We start from the raw sequence: 22,688 nt of genomic DNA on the forward strand, positions 1-22,688 counted from the left end.
GCCAGGCTTAACCTGGACGGCGTACGGCGGCCGCCGCACGGATGGTCTCGGCATGCTCGACCAGATCGCGCCGCTCCAGCGCGAAGATGCCCATCTGACCGACCTTGAACTCGATCCATATGAAGGGCACCTGCGGCAGCAATGCAGCCAATGCGTGCTCACTCTCGCCCACCTCGACGATCAACAGGCCATCATCGGTGAGATGGTCGGCCGCCTCATCCAGCATGCGCAGGCACAGATCCAGACCATCGATACCCGAGGTGAGACCCAGCTTCGGTTCGTGCGTGTACTCACCCGGCAACGCGATGTACTCGTCCTCGGTGACATACGGCGGATTGGAGACAATCAGGTCGTACCTACGCCCCTTCACGCCGGCGAACAGATCCGACTGGATCGCTTCAACCCGACCCTCGACATGCTGGAACACGATGTTCTCGCGCGCCAGCGACAACGCCTCGTCGCTGATGTCCACGATGTCGACCTGCCACTCCGGGTTGTACTCGGCCATCGCGATGCCGATGCAGCCCGAACCGGTGCACAGATCCAGCGCGCGCTCGATGTGGCGCTCGTCCAGCCACGGTGCAAAACCCGACTCGATCAGTTCGGCAATCGGTGAGCGCGGCACCAGCGCGCGGCGATCGCTCTTGAACTTCAGCCCGGCGAACCAGGTCTCGCCGACCAGGTAGGCCACCGGCAGGCGCTCGGTCACGCGACGCTCGATCAGCGCCAGCACGTTCTCGCGCTCGGCCGCGGTGAGCTTGCCGGCGCCGTACGCCGGCGGAATGTCCGGCGGCAGGTGCAGACTGGCCAGCACCAGATGGGTCGCCTCGTCGATCGGGTTGTCATGGCTGTGACCGAAGGTCAGCCCGGCCGCCGAAAAACGGCTGGCACCGTAGCGGATGAAGTCGATGATGGAGGCGAGTTCGGCAGTCACGGTGATCCAGAGTGCAACGGAATGGCCGGCGATTATAAGGCCTGCGGGCAGTCCAGCCCGTATACTGGGCGGATGACTTTCAACGTATTCCTGCAGTACATCCTGCCGCACCGCTTCCTGTCGCGCATCGTCTACTGGGCCACGCGCTGGACCTTCGCGCCATGGAAGAACTGGCTGATCGGCACCATCGTGCGCAATTACCACGTGAACATGGCCGAGGCCGCGCAGCCCGATCCGCTGGCCTACCAGCACTTCAATGCGTTCTTCACGCGCAAGCTGCGTCCCGACGCACGCCATGCGGATGCGGACCCGACTGCACTGCTCAGCCCCGCCGATGGCCGCATCAGCCAGTCCGGCGCGATCGTCGATGGCCGCATCTTCCAGGCCAAGGGTCAGGAGTACACCGCCGCCGAGCTGCTCGGTGGCGACGAGGCTGCCGCCACGCCGTATCGCAACGGTCGCTTCGTCACGGTCTACCTGTCTCCGCGCGACTACCACCGCGTGCACATGCCATTGAAAGGCACACTAAAGGAAACCGTGCACGTGCCCGGTCGCATCTTCAGCGTGGCGCCGTTCGCGGTGGAGGCTATCCCACGTCTGTTCGCACGCAATGAGCGGCTGGTCTGCCATTTCGAGGGTGAACACGGCCCGTTCGTGGTGGTGATGGTCGGTGCGATCCTGGTCTCGTCGGTGGCCACCGTGTGGGATGGCCTGGTGATCCCGCCGTATGCCTCGTCGATCCGACGCAAGTCGTTTGCCGGCCAGCACATCGCGCTGGAACGGTTCGCCGAGATGGCGCGTTTCAACATGGGCTCCACCGTGATCCTGCTGCTGCCCGAGGGCACGTTCGAACTCGATGCGCTGCAGCCGCAACAGGCGGTACAAGTGGGACAGCGTCTCGGCCACTGCTGAGACAACAACCTCAATTCGCCCCGAAAGCTGACGTCGCGCGTCATTTTGTGACGCTTTGCGCGCTATTTCAAAGGCATCCCCGATAGGCTCAGCGCTTGGCTGCGCGTCAGTGCTGCCGCATTCCAGCACCGGGGAGATTCATGCAACTGCTCACTCCATTCTTCGTGATGATGCGTGCGCGCCAGCTTGGCCGCCAGTTCCGTGACATCGAGCGCAATATCCGCGCCCTGCCAAGGCGCAGCCGCACGCGCCTGAGCACGCTGACCCTGCGCGAGATCGGCCAGGCGTCACGCAGCGACTTCCCGCATCTCTATGGCACGCCACCGGAGGCGCGCTACCAGCCCTGGGGCCAGGGCACCGAGGCTGGTTACGAGCGCGCCTGCTCGACCAATCCCGAAGTGGCGTTACGCGGCATCGCGCTGTGGCTCGCGGTGGCCTATCACGAAACCAAGAACTCCCCGCACACCAGCCTGCAGCCACAACACCGGCAGCTGATGCAGCTGCTGCGCGAACTGAAGGAAGTCCACAGCAGCGGCAATACGGTGGAAAGCTGGATGCAGAGCAGCGCGGTTGCCTGAATTCGGGCAACCGCAGGCGACCTCATAGGCAGACCGGGAGCTTGAGTTCCTGACCGACAGCGAGATGGTGGTGCTTGAGCCCGTTCATCTCGGAGACCTCCTGCACGCTCGAGCAATGCAGGTTACGCACGATACTGACCAGCGTATCTCCGCGACGCACCTTGTAGCGACGCTCCCTGCGCACCGTCGGCACTTGTTCCGGCGATGGTGGTGCCTGGACCACCGGTACCACGGCACTGTGCAGGTCATGTGCGAGGATCGGCCACGGACCATCGACACAGCGCGACGCATACACCCGTTCCAGCGGTTTGGGTATCTGCAGTGAGGCACCGACCGGCTGGGTCACCTGCGGATCCAGTCTGGGATTGAGATTGCGCAAGGTGCGGAACCAACCATCCTCCATGCCGGCAGTCGAGCCCAGGCAAACAGTGAGCTCGGAAAGCGAAGCCGGGCGCTGCAAGGTAATCGAGCCAGGCGCGCCGTCAGTCCGAGGGAAGCGCAGGTTATAGCTGTCCGGATGCAGGAACAGCCATGCCGCCGCGAGTACGGACGGCACATAGTCGCGGGTTTCCTGCGACAGCTGGTTGTAGATGCGCGGATCGTAGAAGCTCACCGATGTGTCATCGCCGACCAGCCGGTGCATGCGGCCCTCACCGCCGTTGTAGGCACCGATCGTGAGTTCCAGGTTGTTGTTGAAGATCTGCAACTGCTCGTTGATGTATTCGGCATTGGCCCGAGCGGACGCCTGTGGATCGAAGCGCGTGTCGAAACCGTTGTCGTTACCCAGGCCGAAGCGCATGCCGGTGGCGTACATGAACTGCAAGGGGCCAGCAGCGCCCGAGCGCGACACCGCATGCACCTTGCCGCCCGACTCCTTGGCCATGAGCCCGAACAGCAGCGCCTCGGGCAAATCAGCCTTCTGGTACTGCGGCCACATCTCGTAGCGCAGGTACTGGTAGTTGACGTAGGCGTCCATCAACTGCGGCCGCCCCTGGGTCAGCCACATTTCCAGTGCCGCCTTCACCGGGCCGTTCATGGCGATCAGCTCGGACAGTTTCTGCCCGTGCAGCAGGGTCACGCTGCGCTGCGCCTCAGGCAGGCTGGCCGCACCGGTCTTGCCGGCAGCCAGCGCTGCCTGCGATGGATCGACATCACTGTTCAGATCCTGGCCTTCGTCGAAATCGCCATCCTTCAGACGCAGCAGACGGTCAAACACCGAGAAAAACCGTTGTGGATCGCAACCTGGCGTATTGCCGCACTGCGCCGACGCCATCTTCAACTGATCCAGCGACCTGGTGAGCGTCAGCTGCGAGGCTTCCAGATCGCCTGCGCGCGACTGCTGCAAGGCATTCTCGTAACCTTTGCTGGCCTGATCAAGCTGGCCGTAGAGCGCATTGACTGGTGCCGATGGCCGGCTGCCACCGGAACTGGCGCAGGCCGCAAGCAATCCCAGCACGGCTGCAATGGGCGCCAGGCGCAGGGAACGAACAGTGGAACGCAGCACCATTGGAGACTTCACTCGCGCAAAAGCGACACCATAACCGGCACGGCGCCATGACTCAACGCAAACCGGCCGCAGAACGCCTGCAAGAGGCTCCTGGCTACAATCAGACCGGCATCAACGAACGGCATGCCATGACCAGGAGCCACATCAACCACTGCGACAACATCTGTATCAGCCTCGATTCGCATCATGGCTGTCATCACGGCGAACACTGAACGGACATCACAGCCATGCCGAGAATCGAGCTGATCGATCCACGCCTGCCACTTTCACAGCAATTGCTGGATGCGCTGCGCTATCCGCTACGGGGTGCCGCCGTGCCCGCGCTCGCTGCATTTACTCTCGCCCATTACCTGGCGCTGCTGCCAGTGGCGGGCTGGCTGCTCGAGCTGGTGATCTGGGCAGCTACCTACCTGTATGCACTGGAATGCCTGCGGCACACCGCGGACGGCTATGCGGCGCCACCGGAGTTCGCGGAGCCTGGCCACGGTGGCTGGGCACTGGTGGCAATCCTGTTGTGGTCCACCGTGCTGACCTTGCTGGTGAAACTGAACTTCGACGGCGGCACCTGGATCATCACCCTGTTGATGGCCGTCAGCCTGCCGGCCATCGCCATGTCGCTGGCGCTCGATGGCAGCGTCGGACACGCGTTGAATCCGCTGACCTGGATTCAGGTCATGTCGCGTTTTGGCTTGCCCTACCTGTTGCTGATTGGCGTGCAATGCCTGATCGCGATCATTGTCGGCGTGGCACAGATAGCCTTCGAATCCACATTTCCGCGGGTAATTTCGTTGCCGCTGTTCTACCTGGTGGCCAACTACGCCACCTTGTTCAACTTCCATCTGATGGGCGCACTGATCCACCAGCGTCATGAGCATTTCGGTGTGCAACCACAGGCGCATCGACTGGCTCGGGAAATCCATCAGGACGCCGACCAACGACTGCTCGATGAGGTAGCGACACTCGCACCCAAACAGCCGCAGGCTGCGCTTGAGCTGCTGGTGCCACGCCTGCGCGATCACGCCGCACCGGCCTCACTGCATCACGCTTACCGTCAGCTGCTGCAACGCCAGGGCCTCAAGGACGCGTTGCTGGTGCATGGACAGATCTGGATGGCCGCACTGATCGCCCAGCGCGAATCGCGTCGCGCACTTGGCGTGCTGCAGGAGTGCTGTGGCATGGATACCAGCTTCTTTCCGGACGATCCGCGTACCTGCGGTGAATTGGCTGATCTGGCCGCGCGGCTCGGCATGAGCCGGCTCGCCCTGCACCTCTGCCGTAGCTATCTCGTGCAATGGCCACGCGACCAGCAAGTACCGCACTACGGCCTGCTCGCCGCACGTCTGCTTGGCGAACACGCCGATCAACACGCCGAAGCGGCGCAACTGCTGGATCAGCTCGCCACCGCCTGGCCCGACCATCCGTTGCACGCCGACATCGACGCCCAGCGGCAGCGACTGGCGAATCCCGCATGAGCCGCTGGCGCCCGCCCTCACCCGCGTCTACCGCAATCATCACCCGCGATGGTTTCGAGCGGCTCAAGGCCGAACTCGATCACCTCTGGCATGTCTTGCGCCCGGAAGTGGTGAAGGCACTCGCCGCCGCCGCTGCGGAAGGTGACCGCTCGGAAAACGCCGAATACATCTACCGCAAGAAGCAGTTGGGCGAGATCGACCGCCGTGCGCGCTATCTCAGCAAGCGCATTCCCTCGCTCAAGGTGGCGGAAGGCGCGTCGAGCGATCGCGGGCTGGTGTTCTTCGGCGCACGGATCGAACTGGAGAACGTCGATACTGGCGAGACGCTTCGCTATCGCATCGTCGGCCCTGACGAAACCGACGCAAAGCTTGGCTGGATCAGCATCGATTCACCGCTGGCGCGAGCCGTACTCAAGAAACGCGTTGATGACGAATTTACCGCCGAACTTCCGGATGGCCCCACCCAGTTTGTCGTACTGGGCGTGGATTACGGCTGATGCCGTGGTTTGCAGGGCTGACTTTTATCTTTGACTGGCACCACACATGGCGGAACCTGGCATGCGGCACACCCCCGATGCATCCATCGTTTTTCAATGCAATATATGCGATCGGGAAAATCAGGCTGACCTGCATCAACTGACACGCGACGATCCCAGTTGCAGCAAATGCGGGTCCAGCGTACGGCTACGCTCCATCGTGCAGATTCTCACTACCGAGCTGTTCGGTTGCAGTCTTCGCATTTCCGAAATACCACGAAGTCCCGAACTGGTGGGCATCGGCATGAGCTGCTGGGAAGGATATGCCGACCGGCTGGCTCGACACATGCATTATCGAAATACGTTCTATCACCAGGAACCGCGTCTCGACATCACCCGGATTGACCCGGCAATGAAGGGGTCACTGGATTTCGTCATTGCCACGGACGTCTTTGAACATGTCGGGCCACCTGTCTCAACCGCCTTCGAAAACACCAGGAAGCTGTTGAAGCCGGATGGTGTCTTCATTTTTTCGGTACCCTTCACGCATCCAGGGGGTGAGCGGCAACCGACCCTGGAACATTTCCCCGAGTTGCATGACTACGAAATCGAGGAAGTGGATGGTCGCTTCCGATTGAAAAACACGACGCATGCAGGAGCCGTTCAATATTTCGATGACCTGGTATTCCACGGCGGCCCGGGCAGCACACTGGAAATGCGGCTGTTTTCCGAATGGTCGATCGTCAACGAAATGGAAAATGCAGGACTCCACGACATCACCATCTATAGCGGCTCGGATCTGCGGCATGGCATTTACTGGCCACATCCATGGTCGACACCTATGGCTGCACGAGTCCATCCCAGGCAGACCTGAAATCCGCCACTTTTCCGCAATCGCCGGCGCATCCGCCGGGCACACTCGCCAGTAGCGCCTATTGCGGCAGCAGTTTCTGCAAATCCCGCTGGTGGTCGTGATCGATTTCTGCGAGTCGCGCCAGCCGCGCCTGCGGACTGACCCACTGGCCATGCTCGGCCTCTTGTCGCAGCAAGACGTACTGCATGTCCACGAACGGCTGCAGCACACGATTGTTCTGCGGAGCAAAGCCACCCAGATCCGGGATGCGGGCAAGCTGGCCACGTTCGCGCGCACCCGCCTCGCCGGGTGCGTTGCCATAAGTGAGGATGAACGCGGTCAGCTGCCGGCGCAGTTCAGTCGCCAGTCCTTCGCGTACGACCAGAACGCCGGATGGAATCAGCGGCGACTGCCAGATCACCCTGAGCTGGGCAGCTTCGCCAGGAAAGTTGTGGCGGAACAGGTCCATGTCCGGATTGTTGCTGCTCGCCACATCAGCCTCACGGTTGACTACGGCCAGCAGATTGCTCTGGTGATCGCCTACCTGAACATTGGCGAAAAAGGTGTCGGAATTGAGGCCGTGCGGCGCGAATACGTCTGCCTCCGGCGCGGTGTAACCGGTGACCGAAAGCTGCTCGCTGCGCGCATAGCGCCAACGACCGGGATTGGCCAGCAAGCCGGCGAGACTGCGGATCGGACTGTCGCCGCGTACCACCAGCATGGCGACATTGCCCCTGGCGCCGTCGCTGCGCACAAACTGGGCGAACACCTGCATGTGCTGATGTATCACCGCCTCCACGGCTAGCTTGCCGGAAAGGAAGGCGACATCTACCCGTTGCGCGCCGATGGCGCCGGAAAGGCCGGCATAGCTGCTTACCGACACGGTAGTCACTCGACGGCCAAGCCGCTTCTGCAGCTCTTCCAGCAGTGGCCGCCATTGCTCCAGCGATTCGGCGGCACTACCAATCGGCAGGATGCCGAAACGGATCGGTGCTGCCTGGGCAGCAAGCTGCCCCGATGCTTGTGCACTTGCACCGAACAGCAGCAGGCCGAGGCTCAACCCGACCGAAGCGATGCGCGCCAGGCAATGGCGGGCGCACAACCGATGCAGCCAAGATGCGTTCACTGCCATGGATCCCCTGACCTGCTCGCTATGCCTTTATCTCGCTATGCCTTTATATAGTCGGGTTCATCCACCGGGGCAAGGTTGATCGACAGGTCAGGCTTGCCAAGGCACAGGCGGGTACACGCGTCCGGCACGACGCGGCTGGTAGCAGACCGTAGTGAGATGAAACGCTTCATCGGCATTGTCGGCATGCCAGCCCGGCAGCCCTGACAACGGCAACGGGCGCAACTCCAGCGGGTCGCACAGTAGCTTGCCTGCGGCAATCGCTGCTGCACATTCAGCACGGACGTGCCGCACGTCGAGGTCATGCGGCGACTGGAAAACCAGCGCTTTGCCCACCAGCAGCTTGTCCGGGTTCAAGGCATGTTCGAGCACGGCGTGTCCGAACAGTTCCAGCCGGATGGCACCGTCCAGCCACGCCTGCCGCCGTCGCCAGAACAGACCGTGCCAGTCGTGGGCGTCCCATAGCGCCAGCAACGCAGGATCCTGCAGCACGACGATCACGCCAGCCTCGTCGAAATGGGTCATCGCGTATTGCGGACGCGAGCGGTCCTTCGGCCCCATCCGGGCGATTTCGGCCATCTGGCGCTGGTTCAGCGCCTGCTTGATCGAAGGGCAGCGCAGCCACACCAGCGCATTGAGCAGGTCATGCCAGTTGCCTGTGCGTGTGGCGATCTGTCCACGTTCGGCGATGCGCTGCTCGTAGTGCAGGCCATCGGCCAGCAGCTGATGATCCTGCGCCACGAAGCGGGCACGCGCATCCGCTGGCCACAAGGCATTGAGCGCATCAAGCACAGGCCAGTGCGGACCTTCCAGCAAGCCTGCGTATTCGCGCCATGCTTCCAGCGGCATGCGGCCAAACACCTGCGGATCGACCGTACCGCGTGCCGGCGCGATGTAACGCATGATGCTGGCTTACATCAGCTTGAGTTTGGGATGAGCGAGCCGCGCATGCAGGTCATGCTCACTGGCGGCCTCGACCACCACGTCGACGAACTGGCCCGACTTCAGCGCGTGGCCGTCGGCGATCAGCACGGTGCCGTCGATCTCCGGCGCATCCGCCGCCGAACGCGCCACCGCGCCGTCGGCACCGGCTTCGTCGACCAGCACGGTGATCGTGCGGCCGATCTTGCGCTGCAACTTGGCAGCAGAGATTTCCGCCTGCACCGCCATGAACTGTTCCAGGCGATCTTCCTTCAGTTCCTCGGAAACCGGATCGGGCAGCTCGTTCGCCTTGGCGCCATCGACCGGCGAATACGCAAACGCACCGACGCGATCCAGCTCGGCCTCGCGCAGGAAGTCGAGCAGTTCCTCGAACTCGGCATCGGTCTCGCCAGGGAAGCCGACGATGAAGGTGCTGCGGATGGTCAGGTCAGGCACGACCTTGCGCCAGTTCTGGATGCGTTCCAGCGTCTTGTCGATATTGCCCGGGCGCTTCATCAGTTTCAGGATACGCGGGCTGGCGTGCTGGAACGGGATATCGAGGTACGGCAGCAGCTTGCCGGCCGCCATCAGCGGCATCACCTCGTCCACGTGCGGGTACGGATAGACGTAATGCAGCCGCGACCACACGCCCAGCTCGGACAGGCCTTCGCACAACTCGGTCATGCGCGTGCGGTAGCTCTTGTCGCGCCATTGGCGCTCGGCGTACTTGATGTCCACGCCGTAGGCGCTGGTGTCCTGCGAGATCACCAGCAGCTCCTTGACGCCACCCTTGACCAGCCGCTCAGCCTCCAGCAGCACCTCGTCGACCGGACGCGAGACCAGGTTGCCGCGCATCGACGGGATGATGCAGAAGCTGCAGCGGTGATTGCAGCCTTCTGAAATCTTCAGATAGGCGTAGTGCTTCGGGGTCAGCTTGACGCCGGTGTCCGGCACGATATCGAGAAAGCGGTTGCGCTGCGGCGGCAACGCGGTATGCACCGCGTTCATCACGCTGACGTAGTCCTGCGGGCCGCTGATCGACAGCACGTCCGGATACGCCTCGCGGATCAGCGCCTCACGCTTGCCGAGGCAGCCGGTGACGATCACCTTGCCGTTCTCATGCAGGGCGGTGCCAATCGAATCCAGCGACTCCTGCACCGCCGCGTCGATGAAGCCGCAGGTGTTCACCACCACCGCATCGGCCTCGCCGTAGCTGGGCACGATCTGGTAACCCTCGACCTTCAGCTGGGTGAGGATGCGCTCGGAATCGACCAGCGCCTTGGGGCAGCCGAGGCTGACGAAACCGATCTTGTGTGCAGCCTGGGACATGAGCTTGGGTTACCGTGAAAATGTGCGTGGAAACAGACGATTATACGTCAGCTCGCGGGCGATGCCGCGGCAGCTAAGATCACGGCTTCGAAACCGCGAGCATCCAGCCATGGGCCAGCAGATCAATCTACCCACCACCCGCACCCAGTGCATCGGCGCGTACCTGGCCCAGCCGCAGGGCAAGCCGAAGGGCGGCATCGTGGTGATCCAGGAGATCTTCGGCGTCAATGCGCACATGCGCAGCGTGGCCGATCGCTTCGCCGAGCACGGCTATACCGCGATCGCGCCGGCGTTCTTCGACCATCTGGAAACCGGCGTGGAGCTGGGCTATGACGAAGCCGGCTATGCCAGGGGCAAGCAGCTGGTCACCGAACTGGGGCTGGATCGTGCAGTGGAGGACGTCGCCAGCGCGGCCGAGGCGATCGCTTCGGCGGGAAAGATCGGCACCGTCGGCTATTGCTGGGGTGGCACCATAGCGCTGCTGTCCGCATTGCGCCTGGGCCTGCCGTCGGTGAGCTATTACGGCGCGCGCAACCTGCCGTTCCTGCACGAAACACCGAAGGCGCCGGTGATGTTCCACTTCGGTGAGAAGGACCAGCACATCACACCCGAGATGGTGGCCAAGCATCGCGAAGCGTTGCCGCAGATGGAGACCTTCACCTATCCGGCCGATCACGGCTTCAACCGCGATGTCGGCGCCAGTTACGACGAGGCCAGCGCCAGGCTCGCGCTGCAGCGCACCCTGGCATTCTTCGACAAATACCTGGCTGGCGCATGAGCAAGCCCGATTTCGTACTCGACGCCCGGCTTGAGGCGGATACGCGACTGGTCGCATCACTCGCACTATGCGATGTGCGACTGATGAACGACACGCGCTACGCCTGGCTGGTACTGGTGCCTCGTCAGGCCGGACTGGTGGAGATCACCGACCTGGCCGCCAACGAGCAGACGCTGCTGTGGCAGGAAGTGAATCGTGCCTCGGCGGCCCTGCGTGAGATCGCTCCGTGCGACAAGCTCAACCTCGGCGCACTCGGCAACATCGTGCGCCAGCTGCATGTGCATATCGTCGCGCGCCGCGAGGGCGACGCCGCATGGCCCGGTCCGGTATGGGGTCACGGCCACGCTCAGCCGTATGCCGATACCAGCCTGGCCGCACGGCTGGATGCGCTGCGGCAAGCGCTCGCCAAGATCACCGGATAACGCCGCGATGCTGCCGGCCATCCAGTTCGAAGCGCTGGCCGAGGATGCGCTATTGCTGCGTTTTGGCGAGCGCATCGATATCGAACTCAATGCGCGCGTGCAGGCCGCAACCGCCTGCCTGCGCCAGCGTCTGCCGCAACTGGAATGCGTGCCGGCTTATGCCAGCGTGCTGCTGCGCTTCGATCCGCAGCACTGGCCCGGCGGCGACCCGCATCAACAAGTACAGGCAGCCGCCTGCGCGATCCTGGACGCACCGGATCCGTTCGTCATCGCATCACGTGAGTTGGTGATTCCGGTCTGCTATGGCGGCGAGCACGGCCCGGATCTGGCCGAGGTTTCCGCCCACTGTCGGCTCGATGCGGATGCGGTGATCGCCCACCACACTGCCGCCGACTACCGCGTGGCGATGCTCGGCTTCGCACCAGGCTTTCCCTATCTGCTTGGACTCGATCCGCGGCTGGCCGTGCCACGCCGCCCCGATCCGCGCCAACGCGTGCCGGCGGGCAGCGTGGCGATCGGCGGCAGCCAGACCGGCATCTATCCGGAGACGCTGCCCGGCGGCTGGCAACTGATCGGACGCACGCCCATGCGCCTGTTCGACATCACGGCGAACACGCCATCGCTGTTCACGCCAGGCGATCGCGTGCGCTTTGAGGCGATCGACGAAGACCAGTTCCGCGACCTGGCAGCGACCAACCCGGCATGAACGTCACCGTCATCAAACCGGGCTTGCTGAGCAGTCTGCAGGATGCCGGACGCTCAGGCCATGCTGCGCTCGGCGTGGGGCGTGCCGGCGCGATGGATCCGCCCGCGTGGCAGCTGGCCAACGCGCTGGTCGGCAATGTCGGCAGCGAGGCAGCGATCGAATGCACCCTGACTGGCCCCAGCTTGCGCTTCGAACAAGCGGCAGTGATCGCGCTGACTGGCGCGCCGATCACGGCCCGCGTCGGTGAGCGCAGCGTGCCGATGTGGACCACCTTCCACTTGGCCGCCGGCAGCGTGCTGCACCTGGGCGGCATGGTCAGCGGCTTTCGCAGCTATCTCGCCGTGCGCGGCGGCTTCGACGTGCCGACCCTGCTTGGCAGCCGCAGCAGCGACTTGCACGCGCGCATCGGCTATGACCGCGGCCGCGCGCTGCGCGCCGGCGATGTGCTACCTGTTGGCACCGCTGCAGCATTGCCCGGTTTTACCGCTGGCTACGACGTGCAGCAACTTGACTGGAGTCTCGATCCCCAGCCCTGGTTCGACTTCGCTCAGCGTCCGTTGGCGCTGCTGTGCGGCAGCCACTGGTCACAACTGGATGCAGCGTCGCAACAGCTCCTGTTCAGCGGAAAATTTTCCCTGAGCAAGGACAGCAACCGCACCGCCAGTCGTCTGGATGGCCATATGCTGCAATTGCGGGCACCGCTGGAACTGATTTCCGAGGCAGCACTGCCCGGCACCGTGCAATTGCCGCCGTCCGGCCAGCCGATCGCCCTGCTGGCCGAGGCGCCAGTGACCGGCGGTTACCCGCGGATCGGCCAGATCGCCATGGTGGATCTGCCGCGATTGGCGCAACGGCGCCCGGGCGATACCGTATGCTTCCGCGAGACCACGCTGGACGAGGCGTTGACGCGGCTGGCCGCACATCGGCAGCGGCTGGCACGCCTGCTCGGCACGATCGCACAACGACTGGAACGCACTTGATTGAGTCAACCCGCATGAACCGCATCGACCTCAACGGCGACCTCGGCGAATCGTTTGGCGCATGGCGCATGGGCGACGACGACGCACTGCTGGCGCTGCTCAGTTCGGCCAACATCGCCTGCGGCTTTCATGCGGGTGACCCGCAGATCATGCGCTACACGGTGGCGCAGGCGGTGGCGCACGGCGTGGCAATCGGCGCGCACGTCTCGCTACCCGACCTGCAGGGTTTCGGGCGCCGCGAAATGAGCGTCACGGCCGCCGAAGCGCATGCGCTGACGCTGTACCAGATCGGTGCCCTGCACGCGTTCACCTGTGCCGCCGGCACGCGGCTGACCCACGTCAAGCCGCATGGCGCGCTGTACAACATGGCTGCACGCGATGCGGTGCTGGCCAACGCGATCGCCCGCGCCGTGCGCGACTTCGATCCGCAGCTGCGGCTGTTCGGCTTGGCCGGCTCGGCCCTGATCGAGGCCGGCCAGACCCTGGGCCTGGCGGTTGTTGCCGAGGCCTTCGTCGACCGCCGCTATCGCGCTGATGGCTCGTTGCAGCCACGCCGCGAAACCGGCTCCGTGATCGAGGATATGGATCAGGCGCTGGCGCAGGCACTCGGCATTGCCCGCGACGGCGTGGCGCATACGCTGGATGGCCGGCACGTGCAACTACGCGCCGACACGCTGTGCCTGCATGGTGATGGCGCCCATGCCGTGCAGTTGGCGCGCAAGCTGCGCAGTGAGCTCGAAGCAGCAGGCCTGCAGATCGCCGCACCAGGAGCTGCATGATGCCCTTCCTTCGCTGCGACGAAGATCGCTCATGAATTACTGGCCACTGCTCGGCGTCGCGGTGATCGTGGTCGGCTTTCTGCTGCGCTTCAATCCGGTCCTGGTGGTGGTCACCGCAGCGATCAGCAGCGCCATGCTGGCCGGTTTCACGGTACCGGCGCTGCTCGCCCTGCTCGGCAAGAGCTTCGTATCCAGTCGCATGCTGCTGATCTTTGTGCTGACCCTGCCGGTGATTGGGCTGCTGGAACGTGCGGGATTGCGCGAACACGCGCAACGCTGGATAGGTCGCCTGCACGGACTGACCCTGGCACGACTGCTGATCGGCTATCTGCTGTTGCGTCAGTTGCTGGCCATGCTTGGCCTCACTGGCGTAGCGGGCCCCGCACAAACGGTGCGCCCGCTGCTTGCGCCGATGGGTGAAGCCGCTGCGGAAAAGATCCTGCCGACACTGAGCGATGCCGATCGCGACGAGTTGCGCGCGATGGCCGCCGCCACCGACAACATCGGCCGTTTCTTCGGTGAGGACGTATTCATCGCACTCGGCGCGGTGCTGCTGGTCCAGGGCTTCTATGCGCAGCACGGTATCGAGCTGACTCCCTTGTCGATCGCGTTGTGGGCGCTACCCACGGCGATCGCAGCCTTCATCATCCAGTCCGTGCGGGTATGGCTGTACCAGCGCCGGCTGCAGCGTCGCGCGGCATCCGCACGCACCGAATCGGCGAGCTGAGCATGCTGCGCATCGAATACGCCTACTGGCTGATCGCTGCCTTCCTGCTCTACACCGGCCTGCGCAATCTGCGCGAGCAGCACGGCTGGCACGCTGCGTTCTGGCTGGTGCTCGGCACGCTGTTCGGCAGCGGCGATTACGTGTTGGCGCAACAGGCCACCGGCCACGCGCTACCGGCGCAACTGGCTGGTATCGGGGTGATCGTGCTGGCGCTGCTGGCACCACGCCTGCGCCGCCACGCACATGTTGAAGGCAACAACGCCGAGCAACGCCTGCAATCGGCGATCCGACTCGGTCACAAGTTGTTCGTGCCCGCCTTGCTGATTCCACTGGTAACCCTGCTGGTGGCGTTGTTCGGCGCGCATCTTTTCATTGCAGGACATGCCGTATTCGCCACGCCGCAGATGACCCTGACCGGACTGGCGCTGGCCTGCCTGGTCTCACTGTTCGCAGCGGCGCGGGTGGCGCATGCGCCGATGCGCGACGGCCTGGCCGAAGGCCGACGCCTGCTCGATGCGATCGGCTGGGCGGCGCTGCTGCCACTGCTGCTGGCGGCGCTGGGCGAGGTGTTCACTCAAAGCGGCGTGGGCGCGGCGATCGCCGCACTGGCCGGCACCTTCCTGCCGACCGGCAGCGCCTTTGCCTGCCTGCTCGCCTTCGCACTCGGCATGGTGTTGTTCACCGTGATCATGGGCAACGCGTTCGCGGCGTTTCCGGTGATGATGGCCGGCATCGGCCTGCCGCTGCTGATCCATCAGCACGGTGCGAATCCGGCGATCCTCGGTTCGATGGGCATGCTGTGCGGCTACTGCGGCACCCTGCTGACACCGATGGCAGCCGACTTCAACCTGGTGCCGGCTGCGCTGCTGGAACTGCGCAGCCCGTACGGAGTGATCCGCGCGCAGGTATGGAGCGCGTTGTGGATTCTCGCCACTACCTTCATGTTGATGTGGCTGCTGGTATTCCGCTGAATTCGATGAGGTCTGCATGAGCACCGTCCCACGTATCCTGCTGACCGGTTTCGATCCGTTCGGCGGCGAAAGCATCAATCCGTCGTGGGAGGCCGTGCGGACACTGCACGGCAAACGCATCGGCGGACATCGTGTTGTCGCGTTGCAGTTGCCGACGGAGTTTGCCAGTTCGCTGCGCATGCTCAAGGCGGCGGTGCGCGAGCTGACCCCGGTGATCCTGCTCGGCGTAGGCCAGGCTGGTGGACGGTCGCAGCTGTCGATCGAGCGGGTGGCGATCAACCTGCAGGATGCGCGCATTCCCGACAACGCCGGGGCGCAGCCGGTGGACGAACCTGTGATCGCCGGCGCACCGGCCGCCTACTTCAGCACGCTGCCGATCAAGGCGATGCTGGCTGCAATGCATGCGCAAGGCCTGCCGGCCGAGATATCGAACAGCGCCGGTACCTATGTCTGCAACCAGATCGCCTACGCCATGCTGTATCTGGCAGCGAAGCGGCGTGGCGTACGCGCCGGCTTCATCCACATTCCGTACTCGCCAACACAGGCGGCACCGCGACACGGTGCCGCCAGCATGGCGCTGACTGATGTGGTGCGCGGCCTGGAGATCGCCTTGCGCACAGCGATCACCACGCCGGTTGATCGCAAGCTTGGCGCCGGCGCACTCGACTGAGCGCAACACCTCTCGTCACCCGCCACGCATGAAAAAGCCCGCGGATTGCTCCGCGGGCCGTCGATAAAAGTCCGTGCGTCCGGTATTGCGCGGATCAGTACTGGGCGCCTGGCGTGTGATCCTGCGGCGGCGGCGCGTCGGGTGTCGGAGCACGCTCGTGGTGATCCTGCAAGGCGCGCGCCTTGGTGTCCTGCGGGTTGATCTCCATAAGCGTGCCCTTGTTGTCGTAGTACGTACGGAACCCGTAGTCGAGCTGCATGCGCGCCATGTACTGCAGGTGGATCTTGCGGATCTTCGAATCGTCGCTGTTCTGCAGCAGCACGGTCTTGGGCAACTTGCCCTGATCCTTCAGGTAGGCAAAGTGGCTGCCGAGATCGACCGCCGACAGCACGGCACCGTCAACCACGAACTGGCCTTCCTTGTAGGCCTGGATGGTGGCGTCGAATTGTCCCTGCATCGAAGCCGTGGTGACTCCCTTGGTGCCGCCAAAGTGACAACCGGCAAGCAGCAATGTGCTGCCCAGCATGATCGCGACGGCAGCGCGCGTCAGCAATGTGGAAAAACGGATCATGCAGGTCTCCTGAAAATCAAACAATTGAATCAATAATTGGGAAGTGTAACGCCGGACGGTGACATGGGCAGCTGTGGCAGATGCCCGCCGTTCAGCCACCTGCCTTCGACAGGGCCGTCCGGTTCAAGTTCGCGGCAGCGTCACGCCCTGCTGGCCCTGATATTTGCCGCCGCGATCCTTGTAGCTGGTCTCGCATTCCTCGTCGGATTCGAGGAACAGCATCTGCGCCACACCCTCGTTGGCGTAGATTTTTGCGGGCAGCGGCGTGGTGTTGGAGAACTCCAGCGTCACATGGCCTTCCCACTCCGGCTCCAGCGGCGTCACGTTGACGATGATGCCGCAGCGCGCGTAGGTGCTCTTGCCGAGGCAGATCGTCAGCACCTGGCGTGGAATGCGGAAATACTCGACCGTGCGCGCCAGCGCGAACGAGTTCGGCGGAATGATGCACACGTCCGCTTCGACGTCGACGAAGCTGGTTGGATCGAACGCCTTCGGGTCGACGATGGTCGAGTTGATATTGGTGAAGATCTTGAATTCGCGCGCACAGCGCACGTCATAGCCGTAGCTGGAGGTGCCATAGGACACCAGCTTCTGGCCATCGCGCAGCTTGACCTGGCCAGCCTCGAACGGCTCGATCATGCCGTGGCTCTCGGCCATGCGGCGAATCCACTTGTCGGACTTGATGCTCACGCGGACTCCGGTCGGTAACAGGATCGCCCGGTCGAGCCGGGCGCAAACGACAAAAATACATGGTCAGACCGCTACCACGCCAGCCTGCAGGCTTCACGTCACAGCCAGTTCTGCGACGAGCACAGTCAGCGCAGCACGCAATTCCATGCAGCGTTCGGCACTGGCCAACACTTGCGCCACGCTGCAGCCTGCGCCCGGCAATGCCACCAGGAACGGCTGCGTGGTCAGCAATTGGGCGGACATTGTGCGCAGGATCTCGCCCAGCGCGTCCTGCGCATGATGCGAACCACGCGCTGCGGTATTCAGCAACAGTACCCGCTTGCCAGGGAACTCCAGGCTACCCACCAGCCAGTCGAGCAGGTTCTTGAACGCGCCGGGCACACCGTGCGCATATTCGGGACAGGCGACCAGCAAGGCATCGGCACGCCCCACCGCCTCGCGCAACTCAACCACGGAGGCAGGTAACAGTGCGGCTTCGTCATCCGGATTGAACAGCGGTAGCGCGCCGAGACCCTCATAAAGATCGAGTTCCAGCATGTCCGTTGCAAGCTGCCGTGCCGCCTGCAAGGCAGCCGTGTTTGCCGAAACTCGGCGCAGGCTGCCGGATAGACACAACACCCGTCGTCGCGTCGCCGTCATGCGACAGGCGCGCCCTGCACCACGATCTTGCCCAGTCCCAGTGACTTGTTGCGTGGCTGGCGCGAAAGTCGCCCTGCGGCATTGCGGGCAATTTCGCGGTAACGGGCCGCCAGATCGGAATCCGGCATCGCCACCACCGTAGGTGTGCCGCCATCGGCCTGCTCGCGGATGCGGATGTCCAGCGGCAGCGAACCGAGGTAAGGCACGCCGTATTGCGTTGACATCCGCTCGCCGCCGCCTTCGCCAAAGATATGCTCCTCGTGGCCGCAGTTCGAGCAGACATGCGTGGCCATGTTCTCCACCACGCCGAGCACCGGCACCTCGACCTTTTCGAACATCTTGAGCGCCTTGCGCGCATCCAGCAGCGCGATGTCCTGCGGCGTGGTGACGATCACTGCGCCAGCCACCGGCACCTTCTGCGACAGCGTGAGCTGGATGTCGCCGGTGCCCGGCGGCAGGTCGATGATCAGATAGTCCAGTTGCTCCCAGCGCGTGTCGGTGAGCAGCTGCATCATCGCCTGCGTCACCATCGGGCCGCGCCAGATCATCGGCGTGTCCGCTTCCACCAGAAAACCGATCGACATCACCGGCATGCCGTGCGCCTGCATCGGGATGATGCTCTTGCCATCGGGCGATTCCGGCTTGCCGCTGACGCCCAGCATGGTCGGCTGGCTGGGCCCGTAGATGTCGGCATCCAGCACGCCGACCTTCGCACCCTCGGCCTGCAGCGCGAGCGCCAGGTTCGCCGACACGGTGGACTTGCCTACACCGCCTTTGCCCGAGGCCACCACGATGATGTTCTTCACGTTCGGCAACGGCCCCAGCGTGCCCTGCACCTTGTGCACGTGGACGCGGCTGGTGATCGAGACAGCAGCCGATTCGATCGCCGGATCGCTCTCCAAGGCCTGCCGAACACGCCCAGTCAGACTGTCGATCGCACCCGCGGCCGGATAACCAAGCTGAATGTCCACCGACACGCGCGCACCGTCCACGCCGACCGCACGCAAGGACTCGACCAGCGGCGCGCCGGTATGGGTGTCGATCAGCTCGCCGAGAAGGCGACGGACCAGGGCTTCGTTCGCCTGTGTCATGGGGGCTCGAATGGTATGGGGACTGCTTATTATGCCAGCCCGCATCACGGTACCGCCGACCTGGGTCAACCAGATCGCGCAGCACATGGCGCAATGCAGCTTGACGCTCCGCACAGGCCCCGGCAGGCTCCAGCCATACGCTTTCGTACGGGAGGTCAACATGAAGCCACTGTTCCGACTCGCCATCGCCGCCAGCCTGCTGCTGGGCGCCAGCGCCGCTTTTGCCGCCAACGACTCCCCCGTGGGGACGTGGAAACAAGTGGACGATGCAACGCACAAACCCACCTCGATCATCCAGATCACCGAAGACAACGGCAAACTGCAGGGCAAGGTGCTGCAGGTGATGAATGCGACGCCGGAGGACATTGCCCGCGACGGCAATCCTCCCAAATGTACGCAGTGCAGCGGCGCCAACAAGGATCAGCCAATCATTGGCATGACCATCATGTGGGGCGTGAGCAAGGACGACGACGTGTGGAACGGGGGCAAGATCCTCGACCCGAAGACCGGCAAGATCTACAAGGTAAAGCTCACCTTGAGCGATGGCGGCCAGAAACTCGACGTGCACGGCTATATCGGCTTCGCCCTGCTGGGTCGCAGCCAGGTGTGGGAGCGGCAGTAACAGGCACCAGCGTCAAACGCCTTGTCCGTGTAGTACCAAACCCCATGCCGGGGCTCCGGCATGGGGTTTTTCATTGGCCTCAGGCAGGCCTATAGGGCTTATGTCCTGCCTCATGCCGCTGGCGCCTCAGCCCGATGCACCGTCAGCCCATGCGCGCTGAATGTTGCACGAAGCGCACGACCGACATCGTGCTCGACCACCAGATGCTGCACTTCGTCGATACCAGCCACCCGATGCGTCGCCACGGTACCGAGCTTGTCGCTGGTGGCGACGACAACGACCTCACCGCTGGCCTCGACCATCGCCCGCTTCAGCAGGACTTCCTCGCTGTCGAAACCCCATAGGCCGCCGTCCGCATCAACGGCGCAGGCGCCGGGAAAGCACAGATCGGCACGTACCCGCTGGATCTCCTGCACCGCCTGCGCACCGACAGCGGCACCAATCCGTGCATCGATTCGGCCGCCGATCAGCAGGATCTCGAAGCCTTCACGCTCCAGCAGGATCTGCGCGATCTCCGGCGCATTGGTCACCACGGTCAGTCCGAAATCCGGTGGTAACACGGCGGCGATCGCCGCGTTGGTCGAACCGGCATCGATCAGCAACACCTGTCCTTGCCGCACCAGGGCCACCGCCTTGCGTGCCAAGGCCAGCTTGCGACCGGCATGTTCGTGGCGCCGCTGCTTGAGCGGCGCCACGGCGGCGGACAAGGGCAGCGCACCGCCGTATACGCGCTTGCACAGACCTTGTGCGGCCAGCTCGCGCAGATCGCGCCGGACCGAATCCTCGGACACCGCGAATTCCGTCGCCAGCTCCACTGCCACCACGCGACCGCGCTGGTGCAGTCGATCGAGTATCCATTGCTGGCGCTCCTGCGGCAGCATCTCGCCGGGATTCACCTTAGCCATGCTCACGCATCTCCGGCGATGCGGCGTCGAGCAAGCCCAGCGAAACCAGTTCAGCGCGCAATGTCGTTGCATCACGGAACTGCAGCGCGTGCATGCCGAGCTTCGCCGCCGCAGCCACATTGCGCGGAGCGTCGTCGATAAAGACGGCGCGTTCCGGCTGAACACCGTAACGGTTCAGCAGTACGTGGAAGATCGCCGGATCGGGCTTGATCATCCGCTCCGCCCCGGACACCACAATGCCCTCGAATACCTGCAGGAACGCATAGCGCTCGAACGCCAGCGGAAAGGTTTCCTGCGACCAGTTGGTCAAGGCATACAGGCGCATGCCGCGCACACGCAGCTCATGGAATATCGCCAGGCTGTCGTGCAGCGGGCCGCGCAACATCTCGTCCCAGCGTGCACGGTAGGCGGCGATCAGCGCAGCGTGTTCGGGGAACTCCGCGCTACGCAGCCGGATGGCTTCATCCCATGGACGCCCGGCGTCCTGTTGCTCGTTCCACGGCGAATTGCACACCTCGGCCAGGAACCGCTCCATCGCCTGCTCGTCATCGAATAGCTGGCGATACAGATAGCGCGGATTCCAGTCGATCAGGACACCGCCGAGATCGAAGATCACCGTGTCCACTGCCGCATGCCCCGGTCCACGTTCGCTCATTTCGTCATCCTCATCATGCATGTCATTCAACGCCGCACGATTCGCGCCGAGGCTGCCACCAGCAACAGCATGCCGGCGACCACGGCCAGCGCCACCGGCAGGTTGCTGGCATGGGCCAGGAAACCGATCAGTGCCGGGCCACTAAGCAGACCGGCATAGCCCAGCGTGGTCACCGTGGCGATGGAAATGGCTGGCGGGATACCCGGCAGGCGGCCCGCCGCACTGAACATCACCGGCACGATGTTCGACGCGCCCAGGCCAATCAACACGAAACCGGACAGCGAAACCGGTGGCCATGGCGACATCGCTGCCAGCAGGAACCCGAGCGCAGCGGTACCGGCACCGACGCGCACCGCCCACACCGGACCCAATCGCCCGACCACCCGATCGCCGGCAAGTCGGCCGACGGCCATCGCCACCGAGAAACATGCGTAACCGATACCGGCGGATGCCGCGGAGAAACCGCGGAAGTCGCGCAGCAACACGGCGCTCCAGTCGAGCATCGAGCCCTCGGCCAGGAAACTGACAAAGCACAGCACGCCAAGCAGCAACACCAGTCCGCGCGGCAGACGGAACACCGCCGCCCGTTCGGCCGCATCGTCCACACGGGAAAGCAGGCTGCTGCGCTGGCTGAGCACGATCAGCGCCAGTAGCAGCGCGATCACCACGGCGCCGGCCCACAGCGGCAGACCCAGCGCCAGCAACGCGCTCATGATCGCGGCACCAGCCAGGCCGCCAATGCTGAAAAGCCCATGAAAACCGGACATCAACGCGCGACCGTCACGCCGCTCCACCTCGACCGCATGCGCGTTCATCGCCACATCCACCGCACCCAGCATCGCGCCGAAGTACAGCAGCGTCACCGTCAGCGAAAGCACGGTCGGCACGATCGCGAGCAGCGGAATCGCCACGCACAGCAGCAGCCCGGCCACGCCGATCACCTTGCGGTTGCCATAGCGATGGGTCAACAAGCCGATCAGCGGCATCGACAGCATCGAGCCACCACCGAAGGCCAGCAGCACCAGGCCGAGACCCGCATCGTCCAGCCCCAGCCGCGCCTTGGCATACGGCACCATCGGCGCCCAGCTGGCCATGCCGATGCCGGACACCAGGAAGATAAGCCGGGTGGCGCGGGTAGCTGCTCCGAGCCGCTCGCGGCCCGCTGATCTTGATTTACTCAGCACGTTCGTTGTCCGATCCACAATGCAAAACATGCATGAATGTACATAAACGCGATAAATCGTGCAATCAGGAAAATGTGCATTCCGGGATCAGCATCCCGCCTCGAATCAGTTGCGGTCGCATCAAACCCGTCGAGATCGATGCCTCGTGCAGGCCCTGAGTTACGGCCAGTCGCAGGCCCGCATGCAA

27 protein-coding genes are annotated in these 22,688 nt (G+C 63.9%); 14 read left to right on the forward strand and 13 right to left on the reverse strand.

What is annotated here, in order from left to right; all coding sequences use genetic code 11:
* Positions 1–7 precede the first annotated feature (7 nt).
* Positions 8–934: a 50S ribosomal protein L3 N(5)-glutamine methyltransferase gene (gene prmB, locus B0E51_RS05910; protein ID WP_077443911.1), complete on the reverse strand. Its 927-nt coding sequence runs from the start codon at positions 932–934 to the stop codon at positions 8–10.
* A 72-nt stretch (positions 935–1,006) separates the two neighbouring features.
* Between prmB and asd the strand changes: the two genes are divergently transcribed.
* Together asd and B0E51_RS05920 are read left to right on the forward strand one after the other, a co-directional pair.
* Entirely contained in the window at positions 1,007–1,846 is an 840-nt protein-coding gene (asd, locus tag B0E51_RS05915; RefSeq protein ID WP_077443973.1) for an archaetidylserine decarboxylase, read from the forward strand.
* Between the two features lie 140 nt (positions 1,847–1,986).
* Positions 1,987–2,424 carry a hypothetical protein gene (locus tag B0E51_RS05920; protein WP_254424422.1) on the forward strand — a complete coding sequence of 146 codons (438 nt, stop codon included), beginning with the start codon at positions 1,987–1,989 and terminating at the stop codon, positions 2,422–2,424.
* Between the two features lie 22 nt (positions 2,425–2,446).
* On the opposite strand, the gene B0E51_RS05925 is transcribed toward B0E51_RS05920, so the two are convergent.
* Both B0E51_RS05925 and B0E51_RS19125 read right to left on the reverse strand, forming a co-directional pair.
* Complete coding sequence (locus B0E51_RS05925; protein ID WP_077443912.1) at positions 2,447–3,931, reverse strand: transglycosylase SLT domain-containing protein; 1,485 nt, start codon at positions 3,929–3,931, stop codon at positions 2,447–2,449.
* A gap of 8 nt (positions 3,932–3,939) precedes the next feature.
* A complete protein-coding gene (locus tag B0E51_RS19125) occupies positions 3,940–4,119 on the reverse strand; it encodes a hypothetical protein (protein WP_143525803.1) in 180 nt (59 codons plus the stop codon).
* A gap of 39 nt (positions 4,120–4,158) precedes the next feature.
* Here B0E51_RS19125 and B0E51_RS05930 point away from each other — a divergent pair, with 39 nt between their 5' ends.
* From B0E51_RS05930 to B0E51_RS05940, 3 genes are all read left to right on the forward strand, one after another.
* Positions 4,159–5,403: a DUF4013 domain-containing protein gene (locus tag B0E51_RS05930; RefSeq protein WP_077443913.1), complete on the forward strand. Its 1,245-nt coding sequence runs from the start codon at positions 4,159–4,161 to the stop codon at positions 5,401–5,403.
* Positions 5,400–5,900 carry a transcription elongation factor GreB gene (greB, locus tag B0E51_RS05935; protein WP_077443914.1) on the forward strand — a complete coding sequence of 167 codons (501 nt, stop codon included), beginning with the start codon at positions 5,400–5,402 and terminating at the stop codon, positions 5,898–5,900. Before B0E51_RS05930 ends, greB begins: the two co-directional genes overlap by 4 nt.
* A 61-nt stretch (positions 5,901–5,961) precedes the next feature.
* Positions 5,962–6,753 carry a class I SAM-dependent methyltransferase gene (locus tag B0E51_RS05940; protein ID WP_168172581.1) on the forward strand — a complete coding sequence of 264 codons (792 nt, stop codon included), beginning with the start codon at positions 5,962–5,964 and terminating at the stop codon, positions 6,751–6,753.
* Positions 6,754–6,811: 58 nt separating this feature from the next.
* Here B0E51_RS05940 and phnD read toward each other — a convergent pair whose 3' ends face one another.
* The 3 genes from phnD to rimO form a co-directional block, all read right to left on the reverse strand.
* A complete protein-coding gene (gene phnD, locus B0E51_RS05945) occupies positions 6,812–7,858 on the reverse strand; it encodes a phosphate/phosphite/phosphonate ABC transporter substrate-binding protein (RefSeq protein WP_254424423.1) in 1,047 nt (348 codons plus the stop codon).
* 93 nt (positions 7,859–7,951) lie between these two features.
* Positions 7,952–8,764 (reverse strand): DUF3025 domain-containing protein, encoded by an 813-nt coding sequence (locus B0E51_RS05950; protein WP_077443917.1) that lies wholly within the window; start codon positions 8,762–8,764, stop codon positions 7,952–7,954.
* 9 nt (positions 8,765–8,773) lie between these two features.
* A complete protein-coding gene (gene rimO / locus B0E51_RS05955; protein WP_077443918.1) occupies positions 8,774–10,111 on the reverse strand; it encodes a 30S ribosomal protein S12 methylthiotransferase RimO in 1,338 nt (445 codons plus the stop codon).
* 109 nt (positions 10,112–10,220) lie between these two features.
* Here rimO and B0E51_RS05960 point away from each other — a divergent pair, with 109 nt between their 5' ends.
* Genes B0E51_RS05960 through pcp form a run of 8 tightly spaced genes read left to right on the forward strand, consistent with a single transcriptional unit; the run spans position 10,221 to position 16,144 of the window.
* Positions 10,221–10,889: a dienelactone hydrolase family protein gene (locus B0E51_RS05960; RefSeq protein ID WP_077443919.1), complete on the forward strand. Its 669-nt coding sequence runs from the start codon at positions 10,221–10,223 to the stop codon at positions 10,887–10,889.
* A complete protein-coding gene (locus B0E51_RS05965) occupies positions 10,886–11,311 on the forward strand; it encodes an HIT family protein (protein WP_077443920.1) in 426 nt (141 codons plus the stop codon). The genes B0E51_RS05960 and B0E51_RS05965 overlap by 4 nt, the downstream gene beginning before the upstream one ends.
* 7 nt (positions 11,312–11,318) lie before the next feature.
* Positions 11,319–12,017: a 5-oxoprolinase subunit PxpB gene (pxpB, locus tag B0E51_RS05970; protein WP_254424424.1), complete on the forward strand. Its 699-nt coding sequence runs from the start codon at positions 11,319–11,321 to the stop codon at positions 12,015–12,017.
* Complete coding sequence (locus tag B0E51_RS05975) at positions 12,014–12,997, forward strand: biotin-dependent carboxyltransferase family protein (RefSeq protein WP_077443922.1); 984 nt, start codon at positions 12,014–12,016, stop codon at positions 12,995–12,997. The genes pxpB and B0E51_RS05975 overlap by 4 nt, the downstream gene beginning before the upstream one ends.
* 14 nt (positions 12,998–13,011) lie before the next feature.
* Positions 13,012–13,776, forward strand: a complete 765-nt coding sequence (locus tag B0E51_RS05980) for a 5-oxoprolinase subunit PxpA (protein WP_077443923.1) — start codon at positions 13,012–13,014, stop codon at positions 13,774–13,776.
* A 31-nt stretch (positions 13,777–13,807) separates the two neighbouring features.
* A complete protein-coding gene (locus tag B0E51_RS05985; RefSeq protein ID WP_077443924.1) occupies positions 13,808–14,503 on the forward strand; it encodes a DUF969 domain-containing protein in 696 nt (231 codons plus the stop codon).
* Between the two features lie 2 nt (positions 14,504–14,505).
* On the forward strand, positions 14,506–15,474 hold the full coding sequence (locus tag B0E51_RS05990; protein WP_077443977.1) for a DUF979 family protein: 969 nt from the start codon (positions 14,506–14,508) through the stop codon (positions 15,472–15,474).
* A 16-nt stretch (positions 15,475–15,490) separates the two neighbouring features.
* On the forward strand, positions 15,491–16,144 hold the full coding sequence (pcp, locus tag B0E51_RS05995) for a pyroglutamyl-peptidase I (RefSeq protein ID WP_077443925.1): 654 nt from the start codon (positions 15,491–15,493) through the stop codon (positions 16,142–16,144).
* Between the two features lie 94 nt (positions 16,145–16,238).
* Here the strand turns inward: pcp and B0E51_RS06000 are convergent, their stop codons facing one another.
* The 4 genes from B0E51_RS06000 to apbC form a co-directional block, all read right to left on the reverse strand.
* Entirely contained in the window at positions 16,239–16,715 is a 477-nt protein-coding gene (locus B0E51_RS06000; protein WP_077443926.1) for a hypothetical protein, read from the reverse strand.
* 123 nt (positions 16,716–16,838) lie between these two features.
* A complete protein-coding gene (gene dcd, locus B0E51_RS06005; protein ID WP_072761435.1) occupies positions 16,839–17,405 on the reverse strand; it encodes a dCTP deaminase in 567 nt (188 codons plus the stop codon).
* A gap of 93 nt (positions 17,406–17,498) precedes the next feature.
* Positions 17,499–18,044, reverse strand: a complete 546-nt coding sequence (locus B0E51_RS06010) for an NADPH-dependent FMN reductase (protein ID WP_077443927.1) — start codon at positions 18,042–18,044, stop codon at positions 17,499–17,501.
* Positions 18,041–19,135 carry an iron-sulfur cluster carrier protein ApbC gene (gene apbC / locus B0E51_RS06015; protein WP_077443928.1) on the reverse strand — a complete coding sequence of 365 codons (1,095 nt, stop codon included), beginning with the start codon at positions 19,133–19,135 and terminating at the stop codon, positions 18,041–18,043. The genes B0E51_RS06010 and apbC overlap by 4 nt, the downstream gene beginning before the upstream one ends.
* Positions 19,136–19,295: 160 nt before the next feature.
* Here apbC and B0E51_RS06020 point away from each other — a divergent pair, with 160 nt between their 5' ends.
* Entirely contained in the window at positions 19,296–19,757 is a 462-nt protein-coding gene (locus B0E51_RS06020; protein ID WP_077443978.1) for a DUF2147 domain-containing protein, read from the forward strand.
* Positions 19,758–19,867: 110 nt separating this feature from the next.
* Here B0E51_RS06020 and B0E51_RS06025 read toward each other — a convergent pair whose 3' ends face one another.
* Genes B0E51_RS06025 through B0E51_RS06035 form a run of 3 tightly spaced genes read right to left on the reverse strand, consistent with a single transcriptional unit; the run spans position 19,868 to position 22,501 of the window.
* A complete protein-coding gene (locus B0E51_RS06025) occupies positions 19,868–20,662 on the reverse strand; it encodes a DeoR/GlpR family DNA-binding transcription regulator (protein WP_077443929.1) in 795 nt (264 codons plus the stop codon).
* Positions 20,655–21,317, reverse strand: a complete 663-nt coding sequence (locus B0E51_RS06030) for an HAD family phosphatase (protein WP_077443980.1) — start codon at positions 21,315–21,317, stop codon at positions 20,655–20,657. Before B0E51_RS06030 ends, B0E51_RS06025 begins: the two co-directional genes overlap by 8 nt.
* Before the next feature lie 26 nt (positions 21,318–21,343).
* On the reverse strand, positions 21,344–22,501 hold the full coding sequence (locus B0E51_RS06035) for an MFS transporter (protein WP_256364102.1): 1,158 nt from the start codon (positions 22,499–22,501) through the stop codon (positions 21,344–21,346).
* Positions 22,502–22,688: the final 187 nt, after the last annotated feature.

This window comes from Rhodanobacter sp. C05 (assembly GCF_002001165.1).
Classification (GTDB): Bacteria; Pseudomonadota; Gammaproteobacteria; order Xanthomonadales; family Rhodanobacteraceae; genus Rhodanobacter.